The sequence below is a fragment of the Microbacterium sp. Root53 genome (genome assembly GCF_001426925.1).
In the GTDB taxonomy this organism is placed as follows: Bacteria; Actinomycetota; Actinomycetes; order Actinomycetales; family Microbacteriaceae; genus Microbacterium.
On record NZ_LMFR01000020.1, the window covers coordinates 32,673 to 51,089 of the forward strand.

Consider the following 18,417-nt stretch of genomic DNA (forward strand, 5'->3'; position numbering starts at 1 on the left):
ACGACCTCGCGAGTAGCATCGAAGCGTGAGATCCCGACTTTCCGGCCCGTTCGTCCTGCCTGCGCGCGACATCGTGCGCACGCCGGGCGAGATGCGCGAGCACCGCCTGACCATCCCCGCGCCCGAGAAATGGGGCGAGGGTCTCGTCGCCGTGCCTCAGGGCAAGGACCTCGAGCTCGACGCGCGCCTGGAGTCCGTGCACGAGGGCATCCTCGTCTCCGGCACGCTCGACACCGAGTACGAGGGCGAGTGCGGGCGCTGCCTGCGCGAGATCGTCGCGCCGCTCGAAGTCGAGTTTCAGGAGCTTTTCGAGTATCCTGGGGAGGAAGCGGCTGACTTCGAGGTTCAAGACGACCACGTGGATCTTGAAACTCTGGTCAGGGACGCGACCGTTCTGGCGCTCCCGTTTCAACCGGTCTGTCAGCCGGATTGCCCCGGGCTCGACCCGAACACGGGCGAGCGGCTGACCGAATCGGGAAGCGCGCAGCAGGCGCCCGTCGACCCTCGATGGGCCGCGCTCCAGAACCTCACCGACCACGGATCGGCGTCTGACGCCGCCCGCGACACAGAAGAGAGCTGAATCATGGCTGGTAACCCTCCGAAGCGGAAGGTCTCCCGTTCCAACACCCGTTCGCGCCGCGCGCAGTGGAAGGCCGAGGCCCCCGCGCTCGTCAAGACCGTCGAGAACGGCAAGGTCGTCTACAGCCGTCCGCACCAGGCGAAGGTCGTCACCGACTCGCAGGGCACCGAGCTGTTCCTGGAGTACAAGGGCCGCAAGGTCGCCGACGTCTGATCCGGCTGCCGTGACGGATTCCGTTCGCGGACCTCAGCACCTGACCGAGAAGCTCGGCGTCGACATCGACGCCGAGCTTCTCGGTTTGGCGCTGACGCACCGCTCCTTCGCCTACGAGAACGGCGGCATCCCGCACAACGAGCGCCTGGAGTTCCTGGGCGACTCGGTGCTGGGGCTGGCCGTGACGACGATGCTGTACTCGCGTCATCCCGAGCTCGAGGAGGGAGCGCTCGCCAAGCGCCGCGCCAGCGTCGTGTCGACCGTCGCCCTCGCGGAGATCGCCCGCGGCATCGGGCTGGGCGATCACCTGCGCCTCGGCCGCGGCGAGGAGCTCACCGGGGGCCGCGACAAGGACTCGATCCTCGCCGACGCCATGGAGGCCGTGATCGGCGCCACCTACCTGTCGGCCGGGAGCGAGGCGGCGACCGCGATGGTGCTCCGCCTCATCGAGCCGCTGCTGAAGGACCCCGAGCGCTACGGCGCCGCGATGGACCCGAAGACCGCGCTGCAGGAGATCGCCGCGCGTCAGGGGCTCACGCCGCCCGTGTACGCCGTCGAGGCCAGCGGCCCGGACCACGACCGCCGCTTCGTCGCCACGGTCGCGGTGGGGGAGCTCACCACCACGGGCGAGGGCACCAGCAAGAAGACCGCCGAGATGGCCGCCGCGCTCGAGGCGTGGCGCCGGCTCAGCGACCGCGTCACGGCCTGACGCCGCCGATGCCGGAGCTGCCCGAGGTCGAGGTGGTGCGCGCGGGCCTGGCTCCCGCCGTCACCGGAGCACGCGTGCTCGGCGTCGAGGCGCACGATGCGCGCGCGCTCACGCGGCACCTCGGCGCACCGGACGACTTCGAGCGCCGCCTGACGGGGCGCCGGATCACCGGCACCGCGCGTCGCGGCAAGTTCCTGTGGCTGCCGCTCGGCGACGATCCCGCCGCGGGGCCCGAGGCCGTCATGGTCCACCTCGGCATGAGCGGCCAGATGCTGCTGCGCGCGCCGGGGGCGCCGGCCGAGCGGCACGAGCGCGTGCGGCTCGCGATCGAGCACCCCGAGCACGGCGAGCTCGCGGTCGTGTTCGCGGATCAGCGCACGTTCGGATCGCTCGCGATCGACGCGCTGATCCCGACGCCCGACGGGCATCCGGGCGGCTTCGGCGACGCCGCGCCGCTCGTGCCCGCACAGGCCGCGCACATCGCGCGGGATCCGATGGACCCGGCGTTCGACGATGCTCTGTTCCGGCGCCGGATCGCGGGCAAGTCGTCGGCGATCAAGCGGGTGCTGCTCGACCAGACGGTGGTGAGCGGCATCGGCAACATCTACGCCGACGAGGCGCTGTGGGCCGCGCGCGTGCACCCGGAGACCCTGGCGCGCGACCTGTCGACGCGCGCGATGAACCGCCTGCTCGCCGAGGTGCGCGCCGTGCTCGCGAAGGCGCTGGCTGAGGGCGGCACCAGCTTCGACGCGCAGTACGTCAACGTGAACGGCGAGGCGGGGTACTTCGCGCACAGCCTCAACGCCTACGGGCGGCACGGGAAGCCGTGCCCACGTTGCGGGCGCGCGATCGTCCGTGTCTCCTTCGCGAACCGCTCGAGTCACTACTGTCCCGCGTGCCAGCGCCGCGCCCGATCGGTGATATCCGGCACCGATTAAGCGAATTCGCTTATGTGGTTTCGGTATCAGTGATACGGTGAAGGCATGGTCGTAGCCGTCATCGCAGACATCGTGGCCTCGCGGGAGGCCCCCGACCGCGACGTGCTGCAACGCGAGATCGAGTCCGCGGCTCTCGCGATCGAGGAGGCGCGCCCGCGCGCGGTGCAGCGCTGGTGGCCCACGGTCGCCGACGAGTTCCAGGCCGTGTACGGCACCGTCGAGGACGCCCTGGTCGCGACGCTGTACCTGCAGCTCGCCCTGCCCAAGGGCGTCGCGTGCCGCTTCGGGCTCGGCCTCGGCGACATCAAGCCGGTCGAGTCGATGCTGGCCGACGCGATCCAGGACGGACCCGGATGGTGGGCCGCGCGCGAGGCCGTCGAGCGCGCGGAGGCGCTCGAGCGCGGCCGGCTGCCCGGCACGCGCTCGCGCTTCGTGGTGCATGAGACCCAGCCGGCCGAGGCGCGCGCCCAGGAGGCCGTGGTCAACGCCTACCTGGTGCTGCGCGACCAGGTCGTGGCCGACATGAGCCCGCGCGCCCGGCGCGTGGCGTTCGAGAGCTGGCGCGGACAGCAGCAGAAGGACATCGCGGCGCGCGAGGGGATCACGCAGGCCGCGGTGTCGCAGTCGATCAACAAGCCGCTCGTGCGGGCCCTGCGCCTCGGCGCAACCGAGCTGGGCGAGGCGGGCGGCCCGCCGAAGGGCTGACCCGGGTCAGCGCGGCGCGAGCGCGAGCGCCACGGCGTCCCCCGCGAGGCGGGCCGACGTGTCGGCGTCGCGCATCCACAGCGGCACCGCGCGCGTGCGGATGCCGATCCGCTCGAGCGGCTCGACCGCGCCGGCATCCGCCTCGTCGACGAGCCAGCCGTCGAGCAGCCCGCCCGACGCCCTCGCGCCGTAGTGCTCGGCGACGGCCTCGGCCGAGGTCTCCACGCCGATCGTGGCCAGGCACGCGTCGGCCATCCCGCGCACCACGGCGCCCGAGATGATCCCCGACACCCCGACGATCGGCGCATCCGCGACCGCGAGCGCCTCGCGCATCTCCGGCACGGCGAGCACCGGGCCCACCGACACGACGGGGTTCGACGGCGCGATCAGGATGACATCGGCCCCAGAGATCGCCTCCAGCGCGCCATCGGAGGGGACGGCCCGCTCGATGCCGCGCTGCACGAAGCCGGTCGCGGGCAGGGCCGCGCGGTGGTGCACCCACCACTCCTGGAAGTGGATCGGGTCGCCGTCGGCCAGGATCACGTGGGTGTCGATCTCGCTGTCGGTCGCGGGATGCATCGTCACGCCGAGGTCCCACCGGGAACCGAGCCGCCGGTAGACCTCCGACACCGTGAGGCCCGCGCGCAGCCACGCCGTGCGCGCGATGTGCGTGCCGAGATCCAGGTCGCCGAGCGTGAACCACTCCGGCGCCGTGCCCCAGGCCGCCAGCTCGGCCGAGACGCGCTCGGTCTCGCCCGCGCGGCCCCAGCCCCGCTCGGCGTCGTTCACGCCGGCCAGCGCGTACAGCAGGCTGTCGTGGTCGGGGGCGATCCGCAGCCCCGACACCCACCAGTCGTCCGCGGTGTTGACCACCACGTCGATCCGGTCCTCGCCGCCGGTCCGCCGCACGTGCTCGCGCAGCCCCCTGACGAACCGGGCGCAGCCGACGCCGCCGCCGATCACGGTGAATCTCATGTCACCAGTCAACCAGCGGCGGCGCCGGCCGGGAGCTACGCGAGCTTCTTCTCCCACGCGCCCGCGTACGACGCCGGAACGAAGCCCACGGCCTCGTTCACGTCGAGCATGTACCGGTTCTCCTCGGGCACGATCTCGTGCCAGCGCCTCAGCCCGACGCACTTGACGATCGCGCCGAGCCGGCGACCGCGGTGCTCCGGCATCACGAGCGTGCCCCACTGGGAGGTCGGGCGGGTGCGATCCGGCCCGATCTGCAGCTCGTTGAACGCCGCGACCTCGCCCGTCGGCTCGTGGATGACCAGGGTCACGCCCATGAGCGTCCCCGCCTCGGCGAACCGCCCGTCGCGCTCGAACACGCGCTCCGTGTCCCAGACCGACTGCTCGGCCGACAGCTCGCCGACGGGGACGTCGGAGCTCATCCGCGCGATCGCGGCGGCGTAGCCGGCGGCGTACTCGGGTGGGGTGGCCCCCGACCACCAGACCGCGCGGTAGTCCGGTCCGGCCTTGGCGAGCGCCTGCTCGAGCAGCCGGTCGACCGCGTCGTAGGAGCCCTGCAGGTCGAACACGCTGTTGCGCTCGACCTGCCCCAGCGCGTAGCCGTTGCGCATCATGCGCCGGTACCCGGCGTCGAGGGGAATCCATCCGGCTCCCGTCGGCGGGGTCACGCGGTCCTCGACGGGCTCCGCGCGGTGGATGGTCCACGACTGCAGGATGCGGCGGCCCGACTCGCGCGCCATGCGCTCGAGCTCGGCGAACAGCGCGTCGGCGACGGGACCGTCGTCGTGCTCCGCGGCGAGCGACACGTCGATCTCGGCCGACTCCTGGGTGGTCTTGTCGAGCTCCAGGTAGGCCATGCCGGCCGGCTCGCCGTCCACCCGCGCGGCGATCACCCGCGTCGCGCGGTACGGCGTCTCGCGCCACCGGACGATCAGCTCCCGCGGATCGTCGTCGTGCAGGTCGGTGCCGGACTCGCGTCGCCACGCCTGGTTCGACAGCTCCGCGAGGGCGACGAACTCCGCCGCCTCCGGGGCGTCGAGCGTCTCGGGCACGGCGACCGACTCGATCCGGATGTCCATCACAGTTCCTTCTTCCACTCGCCTGACGTGGCCGCGGGAGCGAACCCGACGGCCTCGTTCACGTCGAGCATGAACCTGTTCTCCTCGGCGTTGAACGTCATGACCCGCGGCGAGGTCGGCACGAGCTCGTGCCAGCGGATCAGGCCGAGGCACTTCACGATCGTGCCGAGGCGGTGCCCGCGGTGCTCCGGCAGCACGAGCGTTCCGTAGTTCTGCGTCGGGCGCGAGCGGTCACGTCCAATCACGAGCTCGTTGAACGCGGCGACGGCGCCGGTCGGCTCGTGGACGACCGCCGCGACCGCCATGAGCTGGCCGGCGTCGGCCTGGAGCCGCTCGCGGTAGCGGATGCGCTCCGCGTCCCAGGCCTCGGGCTCCCAGTCGAGCTCTCCGCTCGGCACGTCCGTGGCCATCCTGCCCACGGCGTAGGCGTAGCCGTCCACGAGCTCGTCGGCGGCCGGCGACGGCCACCACACCGGGCGGTACTCGGGCCCGGCCGCGGCCAGCGCGGTCTCGAGCATCCGCTCGGCACGCGTCAGCGACGCCGCGAACTCGAACGTGCTGACGCGCTCGACCTGACCCAGCGTGTACCCGTGCCGAAGCAGACGCCGCGTGCTGTCCGCCTCGAGCGGGACGGAGCCGATGCCCGCCGGCGACGGGAGGCGTTCGCCCGGCACGTCGATCGTGGTGAGGTTCCAGGTGTACAGCACCGAGCGGCCTGCGTCGCGCGCGAGGCGCTCGGCCTCCTCGATCAGCGCGTCCTCGATGCCCGCGCCGCGGGCGTCGGGCGCGACGTGGAAGCCCGCGTTCGCGGAGCGCTCGCCGTCGAGCGGGACGTCGAGCTCGAGGACGCCGACCACGCGGTACTCGAGCCGCGCCAGGCGGACCCGGCGGTCGACGTACCGGGTGGCGCGCAGGCCGGCGAGCCACTCCGCGGGCTCGGCGTCGAACAGCGTCGTGCCGGTGTCGTGCCGCAGGGCGTCGGTCATGACGCGCGCCGCGGCGAGGAGGTCGGCGGCCTCGGGGGCGTCGACCGAGGAGGGGAGCCGGAGCGCGTCGATGCGCAGGCCGGCGAGAAGGGATCCCGTCGTGGGGGACATGGTGGAGCTTTCCTTCCGGATGGAGGTTCGGCCGGGCGGGGGATCGCCCCGCCCGGCCGGGGTGGGGTTCGTCAGCGGCCGAACTGGCCGGTGTAGGCGATCAGGCCGCTGGCGGCGCGGGCCCGTTCGAGGGCCGCGCGGTGTTCGCGGATCGCGCGCTCGGCGAGGGCCTCGCGCAGGTCGCGGCGTTCGATCGTCTCGGCGTCGCGCGGCTCGGGGCGGGTGCCCCACAGCAGCAGCTTGAGACCGATCCACATGGCCACCCGGTCGGGAAGCGCGGTGCGTGCAGAGCGGTTCTGCAGCGCCTGCGCGGCCTGTTGGGGAGGCCCCGGCGGATGCGACGTGCGCGCCGCGAGGCTCTCGGCCTCGTGGCGGTTGTCGCGGCGACCGGTGATGAGCGTGTTCGACATGGTGTTCTCCTCAGGAGCGCCCCGGACAGGGGCGGATGGACGTCCCCACGGCTCGGGGGACGGGGATTGCGGCGACCCTCGCGGAGAAGCGGGATCGCGGAAGGCGCGGACCGCGGAGGCCGGGTCAGGCGCGGAGCCGACGGAGTCGGCGCGGGGACCATTCGGCGCGGGCGGTCATGACGACCGGCGGAGGCGCGGCGGAGGTCCGGAGGCGGGGCCGGGTCGCCCGGGGTGGGCGACGGCGGACGTCAGCCGAGGATGCGCGCGGCGCGGTGCGCCGCATCGAGCGCGCGGATGGGGCCGGACGCCTTTCCGGTGAACCGGGTCACTGGTGCAGTGATCATGAACATGACGCCCTCCTCTCGATCTCGCGGGCTTGCGGAGAATGACGCTATAGCGGCGCGGACGTCGTCGTCAAGCGGATTCTCAGATTCGATGCGAACCGCGTGCGCGCTGCGCGGTGCGGCGAGGCCCGTCCGGTAGCGTGAATCCCGGCGATTTCCAGGGATCGCGGCCCCGTGCGGGCACCGGAATCGAGAGGACCGCGGATGCACCTGAAGAGCGTGACGCTCAAGGGCTTCAAGTCGTTCGCGCAGCCCACCACGTTCGCGCTCGAGCCGGGTGTGACCGCGATCGTGGGGCCCAACGGATCCGGCAAGTCCAACGTCGTCGACGCGCTCGCGTGGGTGATGGGCGAGCAGGGCGCCAAGACCCTGCGCGGCGGCAAGATGGAGGACGTCATCTTCGCCGGCACGGCGACGCGCGGGCCGCTCGGCCGCGCCGAGGTGCAGCTCACGATCGACAACTCGGACGGCGCCCTGCCGATCGAGTACAGCGAGGTGACGATCAGCCGCACGCTGTTCCGCAACGGCTCGAGCGAGTACGCGATCAACGGCGAGTCCTGCCGCCTGCTCGACGTCCAGGAGCTCCTGAGCGATTCGGGTCTGGGGCGCGAGATGCACGTGATCGTCGGCCAGGGCCGCCTCGACGCGGTCCTGCAGGCGACCCCCGAGGACCGGCGCGGGTTCATCGAGGAGGCCGCGGGCATCCTGAAGCACCGCCGCCGCAAGGAGAAGACCCTCCGCAAGCTCGAGGCGATGGAGCAGAACCTGACGCGCCTGAGCGACCTGGCGGGGGAGATCCGCCGGCAGCTCAAGCCCCTCGGCAAGCAGGCCGAGATCGCGCGCGAGGCGCAGACCATCGCGGCGATCGTGCGCGACGCCAAGGCGCGCCTGCTGGCCGACGAGGTCGTTCAGCTGCGCGCCGCGCTCGCGGACCACGCGCGCAGCGAGCAGGAGCGCCACACCGAGCGCCTGGTGCTGCAGGAGCAGGCCGACGGCGTGCGCGCCCGCATCGCCCAGCTCGAGCGCGAGCAGAACGCCGAGGCGGTCGACGAGGCCCGGCGCGTGGCGTTCGCGCTCGAGCAGGTGCAGGAGCGGCTGCGCGGCCTGTACACGCTGGCCAACCAGCGCCTGGCGCTGCTCGGCGCTGACGAGGACCCGAGCACGGTGGCCGTCACGGTCACGCAGGCCGCGATCGACGAGGCGCGTGCGGAGATCACGCAGATCTCCGACGGTCTGGGCGATGCGCAGGACGCCGTCCAGGAGGCCGCGCGCGCCGTGATGCGCGCGCGGGCCGAGCTCGACGCGCTCGACGCCGACATCGCCGAGCAGAGCGCGCTCGTGTCGGAGCACGACATGCGGCTGACCGCCCTGCGCGGCTCGGCGGAGGCGGCCCAGTCGGCTCTGGCAGCCGTCCGCGGCGCGGTGCTGCGTCAGCAGAACGCGCTCGACGCCGCCGATCAGCGCCGGATCGAGGCGGCCGAGGCGCTCGAGCAGATCGACCCCGCCGTGGTGTCCGAGGGCACCGCCGCCGAGCACCAGGCGGCGTACGAGGCCGCGCAGCGCGAGACCGCCGACGCCGAGGCCGAGCTGGAGCGGATCCGCGAGACCCACCGCACGGCCGAGCGCGAGGCCGACGCCCTGACGGCGAAGGTCGCGGCGCTGTCGAGCGCGCTCGACGTCCAGAACGGCGCGGCGGCGCTCGTGGCGCGCGGAGGCGAGGGCGTGCGCGGGCTCGTGGGCGACGCGGTGCACGTCGACGCGGGCTACGAGGCCGCCGTCGCGGCGGTGCTCGGCCCCCTCGCCGAGGGCGTGCTCGTGGACTCGCGCGCCGCGGCGTACGCCGTCGCCGAGGGCGCCGCGGAGTTCGGCGTGCTCGACATCGTGATCGCCGAGGCGGACGTCGACGTCGCCGCGCTTCCGTCGGTCGCAGGCGTCGTCCGGGCGCGCGACGTCGTGCGCGCGCCCGAGGGCGTGCTGCGCATCCTGGACCACGTGGCCATCGCGGACGACCTCGCAGCGGCCCGCGCCGCGTTCGACGCCGCGGGCGCGGACGTCGGCGGCCGGCTCGTCGTGGTGACCCGTGCGGGCGAGGTGTGCACGGCGCAGACACTGCGCGCGGGCACGGGGGAGCGATCGCGGCTCGAGCTGCAGGCGGAGCGCGACGCGGCCGCCGCGCGGCTTGACGAGGTCCGCGTGCAGGTCGAGGCCCTGACCGTCGAGCGCAGCGAGGCGAACGAGCGCCTGCAGACCGCACGGCGCGTCGGCAAGGAGGCGCTGCAGGCGCTGCGCGAGCACGATGCGCAGCTCGCGCAGCACGCCGAGAAGCTCAACCGCGCCACGGTGCGCCACGAGTCGGCCGTCGCGGAGTGCGAGCGGCTCGAGGCGGGACTCGCCCAGGCGCAGGGGGCGGTCGCCGACGCCGAGACCAAGGCCAAGGCCGCCGCCGACGAGCTCAACCGGGCCCTCGAGAAGCCCCGCCCCATCCTCGACGCCTCGGCGCGCGACGGGTATCTCGCCGCCCTCGACGCGGCCCGCGAGGAGGAGATGCGCGCGCGCCTGGAGGTCGAGACGCTCCGCGAGCGCGTCCGGGCCGCCGAGGCGCGCGCGGCGAGCCTGGAGCGCCAGCGCGAGCGGGAGCGCGAGGCGGCCGCTCAGGCGGCCCGCCGTGCCGTGATCCGCCGCGCCCAGCGCGAGATCGCGGAGGGCGTCGCGGCCGAGCTGCCGCGCCTGCTGGACTCCGTGGACCGGTCGGTCGCGGAGGCCCGCCTGGCGCTGGCCGAGGCCGAGAGCGCGCGCAGCGCGGTATCGAGCGAGCTGCGCGAGCTGCGCGGCCAGGAGGCCGCCCTGCGCGAGCGCCTCACCGGGCTGACCGAGAGCGTGCACGGCCTCGAGCTCCAGATCCACGAGAAGAAGCTGCACGTCACGAGCCTGCTCGAGCGGGTGTCGAGCGAGCTCGGCCTGAACGAGGACGTGCTGGTTTCGGAATACGGTCCGGACCAGCCGGTTCCGCGCGATGTTGCCGACATCGGCACCCCGGACGACGCGCACGCCGAGAGCGCGGAACATGCCGCGGACGACATGCCCGCCACGCTGCCGTACGACCGGAGCATGCAGGAGCGCCGCCTCCGCGACGCGGAGCGCAAGCTCGCCCAGCTGGGGCGGGTGAACCCGCTCGCGCTCGAGGAGTTCGCCGCGCTGGAGCAGCGCCACAGGTTCCTCACGGAGCAGCTGGACGACCTCCTGCAGACCCGCAAGGACCTGATGACGATCATCGCGGACCTGGACGAGCGCATGCAGGTGATCTTCGAGGCCGCGTTCGAGGACACCAAGACGGCCTTCGCCGAGGTCTTCCCGATCCTGTTCCCCGGCGGCACGGGATCCATCGCGCTCACCGACCCCGAGAACATGCTCACGACGGGCATCGAGGTCTCGGTGCGGCCGGTGGGTAAGAAGATCGAGCGGCTCTCCCTGCTGTCCGGAGGCGAGCGGTCGCTCGCCGCTGTGGCGTTCCTCACCGCGATCTTCAAGGCGCGGCCCAGCCCGTTCTACATCCTGGACGAGGTCGAGGCGGCGCTTGACGACGCCAACCTCGGGCGCCTGCTGGGCGTGTTCGAGCAGCTGCGCGAGTCCAGCCAGCTGATCGTGATCACGCACCAGAAGCGCACGATGGAGATCGCGGACGCGCTGTACGGCGTCTCGATGCGCCAGGACGGCGTCTCGGCCGTCGTCGGCCAGCGGATCTCCGAGCGCGCGGCCTCGTGAGCGCCGCGCCCGCGCCCGATCGACTCGAGGCGTTCGACCGGCTCGCGCCGCGCCTGCGCCGGCGCCCCGACGTCGAGGCGCACGATCTCGTGGCCGCCGACGCGAGCGACCGGCTCATCCTGAGCGAGGCGGGCGATCTCGGCGACGAGGTCATGGTGATCGGCGACCGATACGGCGCGATCACGCTCTCGCTGCTGGCCGCCCAGCCGGACATCCGGATCCGCGTGCATCAGGATGCGATCACGGGGAAGCGGGCCCTGCGGCTCAACGCCGAGGAGCTCGGGCTCCCGCTCGATCGGGTCGCCTGGCAAGACCTCGGCCCGGAGCTGGCGGAGGGAGCCGCGACCGTGCTCATGCAGCTGCCGCGCTCTCTGGACGCGCTCGACGAGATCGCCCAGGGCGTCGCGGCGTCCGCGGCGCCCGGTGCCCGCCTCGTCGCGGGCGGGCGCGTCAAGCACATGACGCTCGCGATGAACGACGTGCTCGCGCGCCACTTCGAGGAGGTGACCGCCAGCCGGGCGGCGAGCAAGTCGCGCGTGCTGCACGCGTCGGGCCCGATCCCGACGGAGCCGTCATGGCCCCGGCGTCAGGAGCACTCCGATCCGCGCATCACGGTCTGCGCGCACGGCGCCGCGTTCGCCGGGACGTCGATCGACATCGGCACGCGCTTCCTGCTGCGGTTCCTGCCGGACATGCGGGAGGCGGCCTCGGCGATCGACCTCGCGTGCGGCACCGGCGTCCTGGCGACCATGCTGGCGCGCGAGCGGCCCGGCATCCGGGTCGTCGCGACGGACCAGTCCGCCGCCGCGGTCGCTTCCGCCCGCGCCACCGCAGCGGCGAACGCCGTCGCCGACCGCGTCGACGTCGTGCGCGACGACGGGCTCGGATCGCAGCCCGGTGCGTCGGCCGACCTCATCCTGCTCAACCCGCCGTTCCATTCCGGCGCCGCGGTCACCGACGCGATCGCCCCGCGGCTGCTCGCCGACGCGGCGCGCGTGCTGCGCCCCGGCGGGGAGCTCTGGTGCGTGTACAACTCGCACCTCGGCTACCGCCCGATCCTCGAGCGCCTCGTCGGCCCGACCCGTCAGGCCGGCCGCAACCCGAAGTTCACGGTGACCGCGAGCGTGCGTCGCGCGGACTGAGCGCGCGTCAGCGGCCGAGGACCTCGGAGTAGAGCTCGATGGTGCGGTCCGCGATCGACAGCCACGAGAACTCGCGCTCGGCCCGCTCGCGGCCGGCCTCGCCCAGCGCGCGGGCGCGGTCGGGGTCCGAGACCATGTCGGTCAGGGCCGCGGCGAGATCCGCGACGAAGCGGTCCGGGTCGGTCGGGGTGCCGGTGCCGTCGTCCAGCTGGTCGATCGGCACGATCGTGCCCGTGACGCCGTCGGCCACGACCTCGGGGATGCCGCCGGTGCGGGTCCCGACGACCGGGGCGCCGCACGCCATGGCCTCGAGGTTCACGATGCCGAGCGGCTCGTACACGGAGGGACACGCGAACGTCGTCGCGGCGCTCAGCAGGGCGCACAGCTCGGGGCGCGGCAGGTGGCGGTCGATCCACACGACGCCGGAGCGCTCCTGGCGCAGCTCGGCGACCAGGCCCTCGACCTCCGCCATGATCTCGGGGGTGTCCGGGGCGCCGGCGCACAGCACCAGCTGCACCTCGGGCGGCAGCAGGCGCGCCGCGCGCAGCAGGTACGGCAGGCCCTTCTGGCGCGTGATGCGACCGACGAACACGACGGACGGGCGATCCGGGTCGACCCCCAGCGCACGGACCGTGTCGGGGTCGTCGACGCGCTGCCAGGCGCTGAGGTCGATGCCGTTGTAGACGACCTTGACGCGGTCCGGCTCGAGGTCCGGGTAGACGCGCAGCAGGTCGCGCCGCATGCCCTCGCTCACGGCGACGACCGCGTCCGCCTGCGTCAGCGCGTCCCGCTCGATCCAGCTCGACAGGCGGTAGCCGCCTCCGAGCTGCTCGGCCTTCCACGGACGCAGGGGCTCGAGGCTGTGCGCCGTGGCGATGTGCGGGATGCCGTGCAGCATCTTCGCGACGTGGCCCGCGAAGTTCGCGTACCAGGTGTGCGAGTGCACCAGGTCGGCGCCCGCCGCATCCGAGGCGATCTCGAGGTCGACGCCCATGGTCTGGAGCGCGCCGTTGGCCGACGCGAGTCCCGACGGGATGCCGTACGCGAACGTGCCCGGCTCGTCGCGGGCGGCGCCGAAGCACCGCACCAGGACCTCCAGGTCGACGCCCGGCCGCGGCAGGCGCAGCGCCTTCGCGAGCTCGGCGACGTGGACGCCCGCGCCTCCGTAGATCTCCGGCGGGTACTCGCGGGTGAGCAGATCGACGCGCATGCAGTCACCGTACTGCGTCGCGGCCCTCCGCGACGCCCCATGACAATCGGATCCTTCGAGTGATCGGCTAAGTCGCACTCCCGCTGGGGGCGCATACGACAGTAGTGTCGGGCTCGAGGTCCGACGAAGGGCAGGTGACCGCATGGCGGCGACGAAGAAGGTTCTCGGTATCGTCCTGGCAGGCGGTGAGGGCAAGCGATTGATGCCCTTGACGCTGGACCGGGCGAAACCGGCAGTGCCGTTCGGTGGGCACTACCGCCTGATCGACTTCGCGCTGTCGAACCTGATGAACTCCGGTCTGCGCCAGGTCGTCGTGCTGACCCAGTACAAGTCCCACAGCCTCGACCGGCACATCTCGACGCTGTGGCGCCTGAACGGTCTGTTCAACTCGTACGTCACGTCGGTGCCGGCGCAGCAGCGCCTCGGCAAGCGCTGGTACCTCGGCTCGGCCGACGCGATCCTGCAGAGCCTCAACCTCGTCTACGACGAGAAGCCGGACTACATCGTCGTGGTCGGCGCCGACCACGTGTACCGCATGGACTTCGAGCAGATGATCGAGGCGCACATCGCCTCGGGCGCGGAGTGCACCGTGGCGGCCATCCGGCAGCCGATCTCGCTCGCCAACCAGTTCGGCGTGATCGACGTCGACCCCGAGAAGCCGGACAGCATCCGCGAGTTCCTCGAGAAGCCCGAGCACCCGCAGGGCCTTCCCGACTCGCCCGGGGAGGTCCTCGCATCGATGGGCAACTACGTCTTCACGGCGGATGCGCTGGTGGACGCGGTGCTCGCGGACGGCGAGCGCGCCGACTCGAAGCACGACATGGGCGGCGACATCGTGCCCTACTTCGTGGAGCGCGGCGCGGCCGGGGTCTACGACATGAAGCACAACGACGTGCCGGGCAGCACGGCGCGCGACCGGTACTACTGGCGCGACGTGGGGACGATCGACTCGTACTTCGACGCGCACCAGGACCTGATCTCGGTGCTGCCGGTGTTCAACCTGTACAACGACGAGTGGCCGATCTTCAGCCGGCAGGACAACATGCCTCCCGCGAAGTTCACGCGCGACGCGCGCGGCACGCTCAGCACGGTCATCGACTCGATCGTGTCGCTCGGATCCGTGATCTCGGGCGCGCACATCGAGCGCAGCGTGCTGGGAGCGCGGACGGTCGTCGAGTCGGGGGCCATGCTGAGCGACTCCATCGTGTTCGAGCAGTCGCGCATCGCGGCCGGGGCCACCGTGCGCCGCGCGATCGTCGACAAGAGCGCGATCGTGGAGTCCGGGGCGACCGTGGGCGTCGACCCCGAGCTGGACCGCTCGCGCGGCTTCACGGTCACCGACAGCGGCATCACGGTCGTCGGCAAGGGCGTGCGCGTCACGCGCGACTGAGCCCCGCGCGCATCCGCATAGGCTGGACCCATGGCGGAGAAGTGGTCCCTGGGTCGTGCCCTGCGCGGCGTGTTCGTGCGTCCGACGATCGACGAGGACACCTGGGACGGGCTCGAGACCGCCCTCATCCAGGCGGACTTCGGCCCGGACATCACGGAGCGCGTCGTCGAGCAGCTGCGCGCGGACGTCGAGCGATACCGCACGACGGACCCGCGCGACCTGAACCGCATGCTCCAGGAGACGCTCGAGGAGCGCTTCGCGAAGTACGACACGACCCTGAAGCTCACCGAGCGACCCGCCGTGGTGCTCGTGGTGGGCGTCAACGGCGTCGGCAAGACCACGACGATCGGCAAGTTCGCGCACTTCCTGCGCCGCTACGGGCGCTCGGTCGTGGTCGGGGCCGCCGACACGTTCCGCGCCGCCGCCGTCGACCAGCTGGCGACGTGGGCCGAGCGCGGGGGCGCCGCCATCGTCCGCCCGGAGCGCGAGGGCCAGGATCCGGCGTCCGTCGCGTTCCAGACGATCGACCACGCCAAGCGCACGGGCACCGAGATCGTGCTCGTGGACACGGCCGGGCGCCTGCACACCAAGGGCGGGCTCATGGACGAGCTCACCAAGATCCGCCGGGTGATCGAGAAGCAGGCGCCGATCAGCGAGGTGCTGCTCGTGCTGGACGCCACGACGGGTCAGAACGGCGTGATGCAGGCCGAGGCGTTCCTGCAGCACGCGGGCGTCACGGGCCTCGTGATCTCGAAGCTCGACGGCTCGGCCAAGGGCGGCTTCGTCCTCGCCGTCCAGGAGCGCACGGGCATCCCGGTCAAGCTCGTCGGCCAGGGCGAGGGCATCGGCGATCTCACCGGTTTCACCCCGCATGTGTTCGTCCAGTCGCTGGTCGAGGGCGCCGTCGACTGACGGCGCGGAGCGTCGCGGCGGCCGGCGGGGTCGCGTCGCCGCGGTGCGGGGACACGCTCGAGATGCGCAACCTACCGCCGCGGCGGTGCGACTGCTTACATAGGTCTATGGCGATCGAACACGACTTCTTCGGTCTTCTGGAGTCCGGTCCCGACGGCTCGATCTTCTGGTCGGAGAACGTCGATCTGGGCGACCAGAACGTGACGGTCGACCTGACCGCGCCCGACCAGGACGACGTGTCCCCGGCCGCCCTCGACGCGGCGGCCGCCATGGTGTCGGCGCTGGAGGAGCTGGATCGCCGCGCCCGCGTCGCGATGCTCGCGGAGGTGGACAACCGCGCGAGCGAGGTGACCGAGTACATCCTGATGCAGCAGGAGACCCTGGGCGACGAGCTCGAGGACTACCTGGTGGACATCAGCGGCGAGCCCGCGGTGGACATCATCCGGTCGCTGCAGCTGATGAGCATGACGATCCTCGCCGACGAGCACGGCGGCGACGACCCGTTCGCGGTGCTCGAGTACGCGCTCGACCCGGATGCGGCCGACGACGTGCTTCTCGTGAACCTGGACTCGGCCGGCTCCGTGCTGTCGGTCACCAGCGCCGACTGACGCCTAGCCGAGCGCGGCGGCCACCAGGTCGCGGGTGAACGCATGCTGCGGATCGCCGAACACGGACTCGGTGCCGCCCTCCTCGACCACGACGCCGTGCCGCATGACCGCGACGCGGTCGCTCACCCTCCGGACGACCGCGAGGTCGTGCGAGATGAACACGATCGCCAGGCCCTCCGTCCGCTGCAGGTCCAGCAGCAGGTCGAGGATGCCCGACTGCGTCGTGACGTCCAGCGCCGACACCGGCTCGTCGCAGACCAGCACGTCCGGGTCCGCCGCGAGGGCGCGCGCGATCGCGACGCGCTGGCGCTGGCCTCCCGACAGGCTCGCCGGGCGGCGCCGCAGCACCGCGGCGGGGTCGAGTCCGACGCGCTCGAGCAGCGCGGTGGGCGAGGGCGCGGCGCCGCGCCGTGCGAGGCGCAGAATGCGCTCGACCGTGTGCCGCGGATCGAACGAGCCGAGCGGATCCTGCGGCACGAGCCGCATCCGCGCGCCCTCCGCCCGGTGCACCTCGCCGGCGTCGGGGCGCTCGAGACCTGTGAGCAGCCGGGCGAGCGTGGTCTTTCCCGAGCCCGACTCTCCGACCACCCCGAGCACCTCGCCGCGCCGCACCGACACGTCGACGCCGTCGACCGCCGCGAACGCTCCCGACGGGCCCGGGTAGCGGCGCACCAGTCCGGTGGCCTCGATCACGGGTCCGCCGGGTGCTGCCGCCGTGGGCTTCGGGCCCGTGGGGGCCGCCGCGAGCAGCGCGCGCGTCGCGGGATGCGCGGGCGCGTGGAGCACCTGTTCCGCGGACCCGTGCTCGACGATGCGCCCGCCGTCGATCACCGCGATCCGGTCGGCGACGCGCGCGACGGCGGACAGGTCGTGCGTGATGAGCAGCAGTCCCGTGCCCTCGTCGCGCAGGCGGCCCAGCAGGCCGAGGACGCGCACGGCCGTCGTCGCGTCCAGGGCCGTGGTCGGCTCGTCGGCGACGATCAGCCGCGCCCCGCCGACCACCGCCGACGCGATCAGCGCGCGCTGGCGCATCCCGCCCGACAGCTGGCCCGGGCGCTGCCGCAGGCGCGCATCGGACTCCACGCGCGCCGGGCCGCCGAGCGGGAGGCCGGCCGCATCGAGCGCGTCCAGCACGCGGGATCGCCGCTCGGCGCGCGGGACGCCGCGGACCGCGAGGGTCTCGCCGACCTCCGCGCCGATCGTACGCAGCGGGTCCAGGGACTGCAGGGCGTCCTGCAGCACGAGGGACACGTCGGCGCCGCGCAGCGCGCGCCACGCGCGCTCGGGCAGCCGGCGCGCATCGCGCCCCGCGATGTCGAACACGTCGGCGGCGACGCCCGCGCCGTCGCGGCGCGTGAGGCCGAGCAGGGTGCGGGCGAGCACGGACTTGCCCGCACCGGACTCGCCCACGACGGCGAGGCATTCGCCGGGCGCGACCTCCAGGTCGACGCCGCGCAGCACGTCGGCTCCGCCGAGCCGCACGCGCAGCCCGCGGACGCTGAGCAGGGGAGTCGTCATGAGCCCGCCGATCCGGCGCCGGACGCCCGGCGGCCCAGCACGGTCAGGACGGTCGCGGTCGCGACGATCGCGAGGCCGGGCAGCACGGTCATCCACCACGCCGTGCCGATGTACACGCGACCCGCGTTGAGCATGGCGCCCCACTCCGGCGAGGGCGGCAGCGCGCCCAGCCCCAGGAAGCTGAGGGCCGACACCCACACGATCGCCTGGCCGACGCCGAGCGTCGCGGTCGCGACCAGCGGCCACAGCGTGTTGGGGGCGATGTGGCGCGCGAACACCGCGACGGGTCCGACGCCCTCGTGCCGCGCATACGCGACGTAGTCGCTGCGGACCACGCCCCGCACGCGGGCCCGCAGGATGCGCGCGTACCCGGGCGCGGTCGCGGCGCCGATCGCGATGACGGACGCCTGCGTGCCGGGCCCGATGACGGCGACCAGGAGCAGCGCCATCACGAGCGTGGGGAGCGCGAAGAGGACCTCGACGACGCGGGCGATGGCGGCATCCAGCCAGCGCGGGCCCAGGGCGCCCGCGAAGCCGAGCACGAGGCCCGCGCCGATGCCGATCCCGGTGGCGGCCAGGCCGATGCCGGCCGATGCGGCCGCGCCGTGCACCACGCGCGTGAACAGGTCGCGCCCGGACTCGTCGGTGCCGAACGGATGCGTCCACGACGGCGGCGAGAACGCCTCGGCGGGCGCGATCGCGAGCGGATCGCCGGGGGCGAGCACGCCGGGCGCGACGACCGCGAGCAGGATGGCCGCGAGCCCGAGCGCCGCGACGACGCCGCCGGGACCGAGGCGCCGGAGGATCCGCGCGGCATCGGCCGCCATG

At 73.2% G+C, this 18,417-nt stretch carries 17 protein-coding genes; 10 read left to right on the plus strand and 7 right to left on the minus strand.

Translation table 11 applies throughout. The features are described from left to right. Nucleotides 1-91 precede the first annotated feature (91 nt). From ASD19_RS08160 to ASD19_RS08180, 5 genes are read left to right on the plus strand one after another with little or no spacing between them, the layout of a single operon-like run. Nucleotides 92-580 carry a YceD family protein gene (locus tag ASD19_RS08160; protein ID WP_055991447.1) on the plus strand — a complete coding sequence of 163 codons (489 nt, stop codon included), beginning with the start codon at nt 92-94 and terminating at the stop codon, nt 578-580. A gap of 3 nt (nt 581-583) precedes the next feature. Beyond that, on the plus strand, nt 584-793 hold the full coding sequence (gene rpmF / locus ASD19_RS08165; RefSeq protein ID WP_050721097.1) for a 50S ribosomal protein L32: 210 nt from the start codon (nt 584-586) through the stop codon (nt 791-793). A 10-nt stretch (nt 794-803) separates the two neighbouring features. Then, on the plus strand, nt 804-1,502 hold the full coding sequence (gene rnc / locus ASD19_RS08170; RefSeq protein ID WP_055991009.1) for a ribonuclease III: 699 nt from the start codon (nt 804-806) through the stop codon (nt 1,500-1,502). Between the two features lie 8 nt (nt 1,503-1,510). Beyond that, a complete protein-coding gene (gene mutM / locus ASD19_RS08175; protein WP_055991450.1) occupies nt 1,511-2,440 on the plus strand; it encodes a bifunctional DNA-formamidopyrimidine glycosylase/DNA-(apurinic or apyrimidinic site) lyase in 930 nt (309 codons plus the stop codon). Nucleotides 2,441-2,485: 45 nt separating this feature from the next. Next, a complete protein-coding gene (locus ASD19_RS08180; protein WP_055991013.1) occupies nt 2,486-3,145 on the plus strand; it encodes a SatD family protein in 660 nt (219 codons plus the stop codon). 6 nt (nt 3,146-3,151) lie between these two features. Here the strand turns inward: ASD19_RS08180 and cofD are convergent, their stop codons facing one another. From cofD to ASD19_RS08200, 4 genes are all read right to left on the minus strand, one after another. Beyond that, the gene (gene cofD / locus ASD19_RS08185) at nt 3,152-4,120 is read right to left on the minus strand and encodes a 2-phospho-L-lactate transferase (RefSeq protein ID WP_055991016.1); all 969 of its coding nucleotides are present in this window, start codon (nt 4,118-4,120) and stop codon (nt 3,152-3,154) included. A 35-nt stretch (nt 4,121-4,155) separates the two neighbouring features. Beyond that, nucleotides 4,156-5,196, minus strand: coding sequence for a GNAT family N-acetyltransferase (locus ASD19_RS08190; protein WP_055991019.1), 1,041 nt, complete (start codon nt 5,194-5,196; stop codon nt 4,156-4,158). Beyond that, nucleotides 5,196-6,293 (minus strand): GNAT family N-acetyltransferase, encoded by a 1,098-nt coding sequence (locus ASD19_RS08195; RefSeq protein ID WP_055991022.1) that lies wholly within the window; start codon nt 6,291-6,293, stop codon nt 5,196-5,198. Before ASD19_RS08195 ends, ASD19_RS08190 begins: the two co-directional genes overlap by 1 nt. A 71-nt stretch (nt 6,294-6,364) precedes the next feature. Next, nucleotides 6,365-6,703, minus strand: a complete 339-nt coding sequence (locus ASD19_RS08200; protein WP_055991025.1) for a hypothetical protein — start codon at nt 6,701-6,703, stop codon at nt 6,365-6,367. 548 nt (nt 6,704-7,251) lie between these two features. On the opposite strand from ASD19_RS08200, the gene smc reads away from it, so the two are divergent. Both smc and ASD19_RS08210 read left to right on the plus strand, forming a co-directional pair. Further along, the gene (gene smc, locus ASD19_RS08205; protein ID WP_055991029.1) at nt 7,252-10,809 is read left to right on the plus strand and encodes a chromosome segregation protein SMC; all 3,558 of its coding nucleotides are present in this window, start codon (nt 7,252-7,254) and stop codon (nt 10,807-10,809) included. Next, the gene (locus tag ASD19_RS08210; RefSeq protein ID WP_055991031.1) at nt 10,806-11,951 is read left to right on the plus strand and encodes a class I SAM-dependent methyltransferase; all 1,146 of its coding nucleotides are present in this window, start codon (nt 10,806-10,808) and stop codon (nt 11,949-11,951) included. Before smc ends, ASD19_RS08210 begins: the two co-directional genes overlap by 4 nt. A gap of 7 nt (nt 11,952-11,958) precedes the next feature. On the opposite strand, the gene glgA is transcribed toward ASD19_RS08210, so the two are convergent. Then, entirely contained in the window at nt 11,959-13,161 is a 1,203-nt protein-coding gene (glgA, locus tag ASD19_RS08215; protein WP_055991034.1) for a glycogen synthase, read from the minus strand. Nucleotides 13,162-13,303: 142 nt separating this feature from the next. Between glgA and glgC the strand changes: the two genes are divergently transcribed. The 3 genes from glgC (at nt 13,304) to ASD19_RS08230 (ending at nt 16,071) form a co-directional block, all read left to right on the plus strand. After that, nucleotides 13,304-14,551: a glucose-1-phosphate adenylyltransferase gene (gene glgC / locus ASD19_RS08220; RefSeq protein ID WP_055991037.1), complete on the plus strand. Its 1,248-nt coding sequence runs from the start codon at nt 13,304-13,306 to the stop codon at nt 14,549-14,551. Nucleotides 14,552-14,581: 30 nt separating this feature from the next. Next, nucleotides 14,582-15,463, plus strand: coding sequence for a signal recognition particle-docking protein FtsY (gene ftsY, locus ASD19_RS08225; protein WP_055991040.1), 882 nt, complete (start codon nt 14,582-14,584; stop codon nt 15,461-15,463). Nucleotides 15,464-15,570: 107 nt separating this feature from the next. Then, a complete protein-coding gene (locus tag ASD19_RS08230) occupies nt 15,571-16,071 on the plus strand; it encodes a DUF2004 domain-containing protein (RefSeq protein ID WP_055991043.1) in 501 nt (166 codons plus the stop codon). Nucleotides 16,072-16,074: 3 nt separating this feature from the next. On the opposite strand, the gene ASD19_RS08235 is transcribed toward ASD19_RS08230, so the two are convergent. Further along, nucleotides 16,075-17,589, minus strand: coding sequence for an ATP-binding cassette domain-containing protein (locus ASD19_RS08235; protein WP_055991047.1), 1,515 nt, complete (start codon nt 17,587-17,589; stop codon nt 16,075-16,077). After that, entirely contained in the window at nt 17,586-18,416 is an 831-nt protein-coding gene (locus tag ASD19_RS08240) for an ABC transporter permease (protein ID WP_055991049.1), read from the minus strand. The genes ASD19_RS08235 and ASD19_RS08240 overlap by 4 nt, the downstream gene beginning before the upstream one ends. Nucleotide 18,417: the final 1 nt, after the last annotated feature.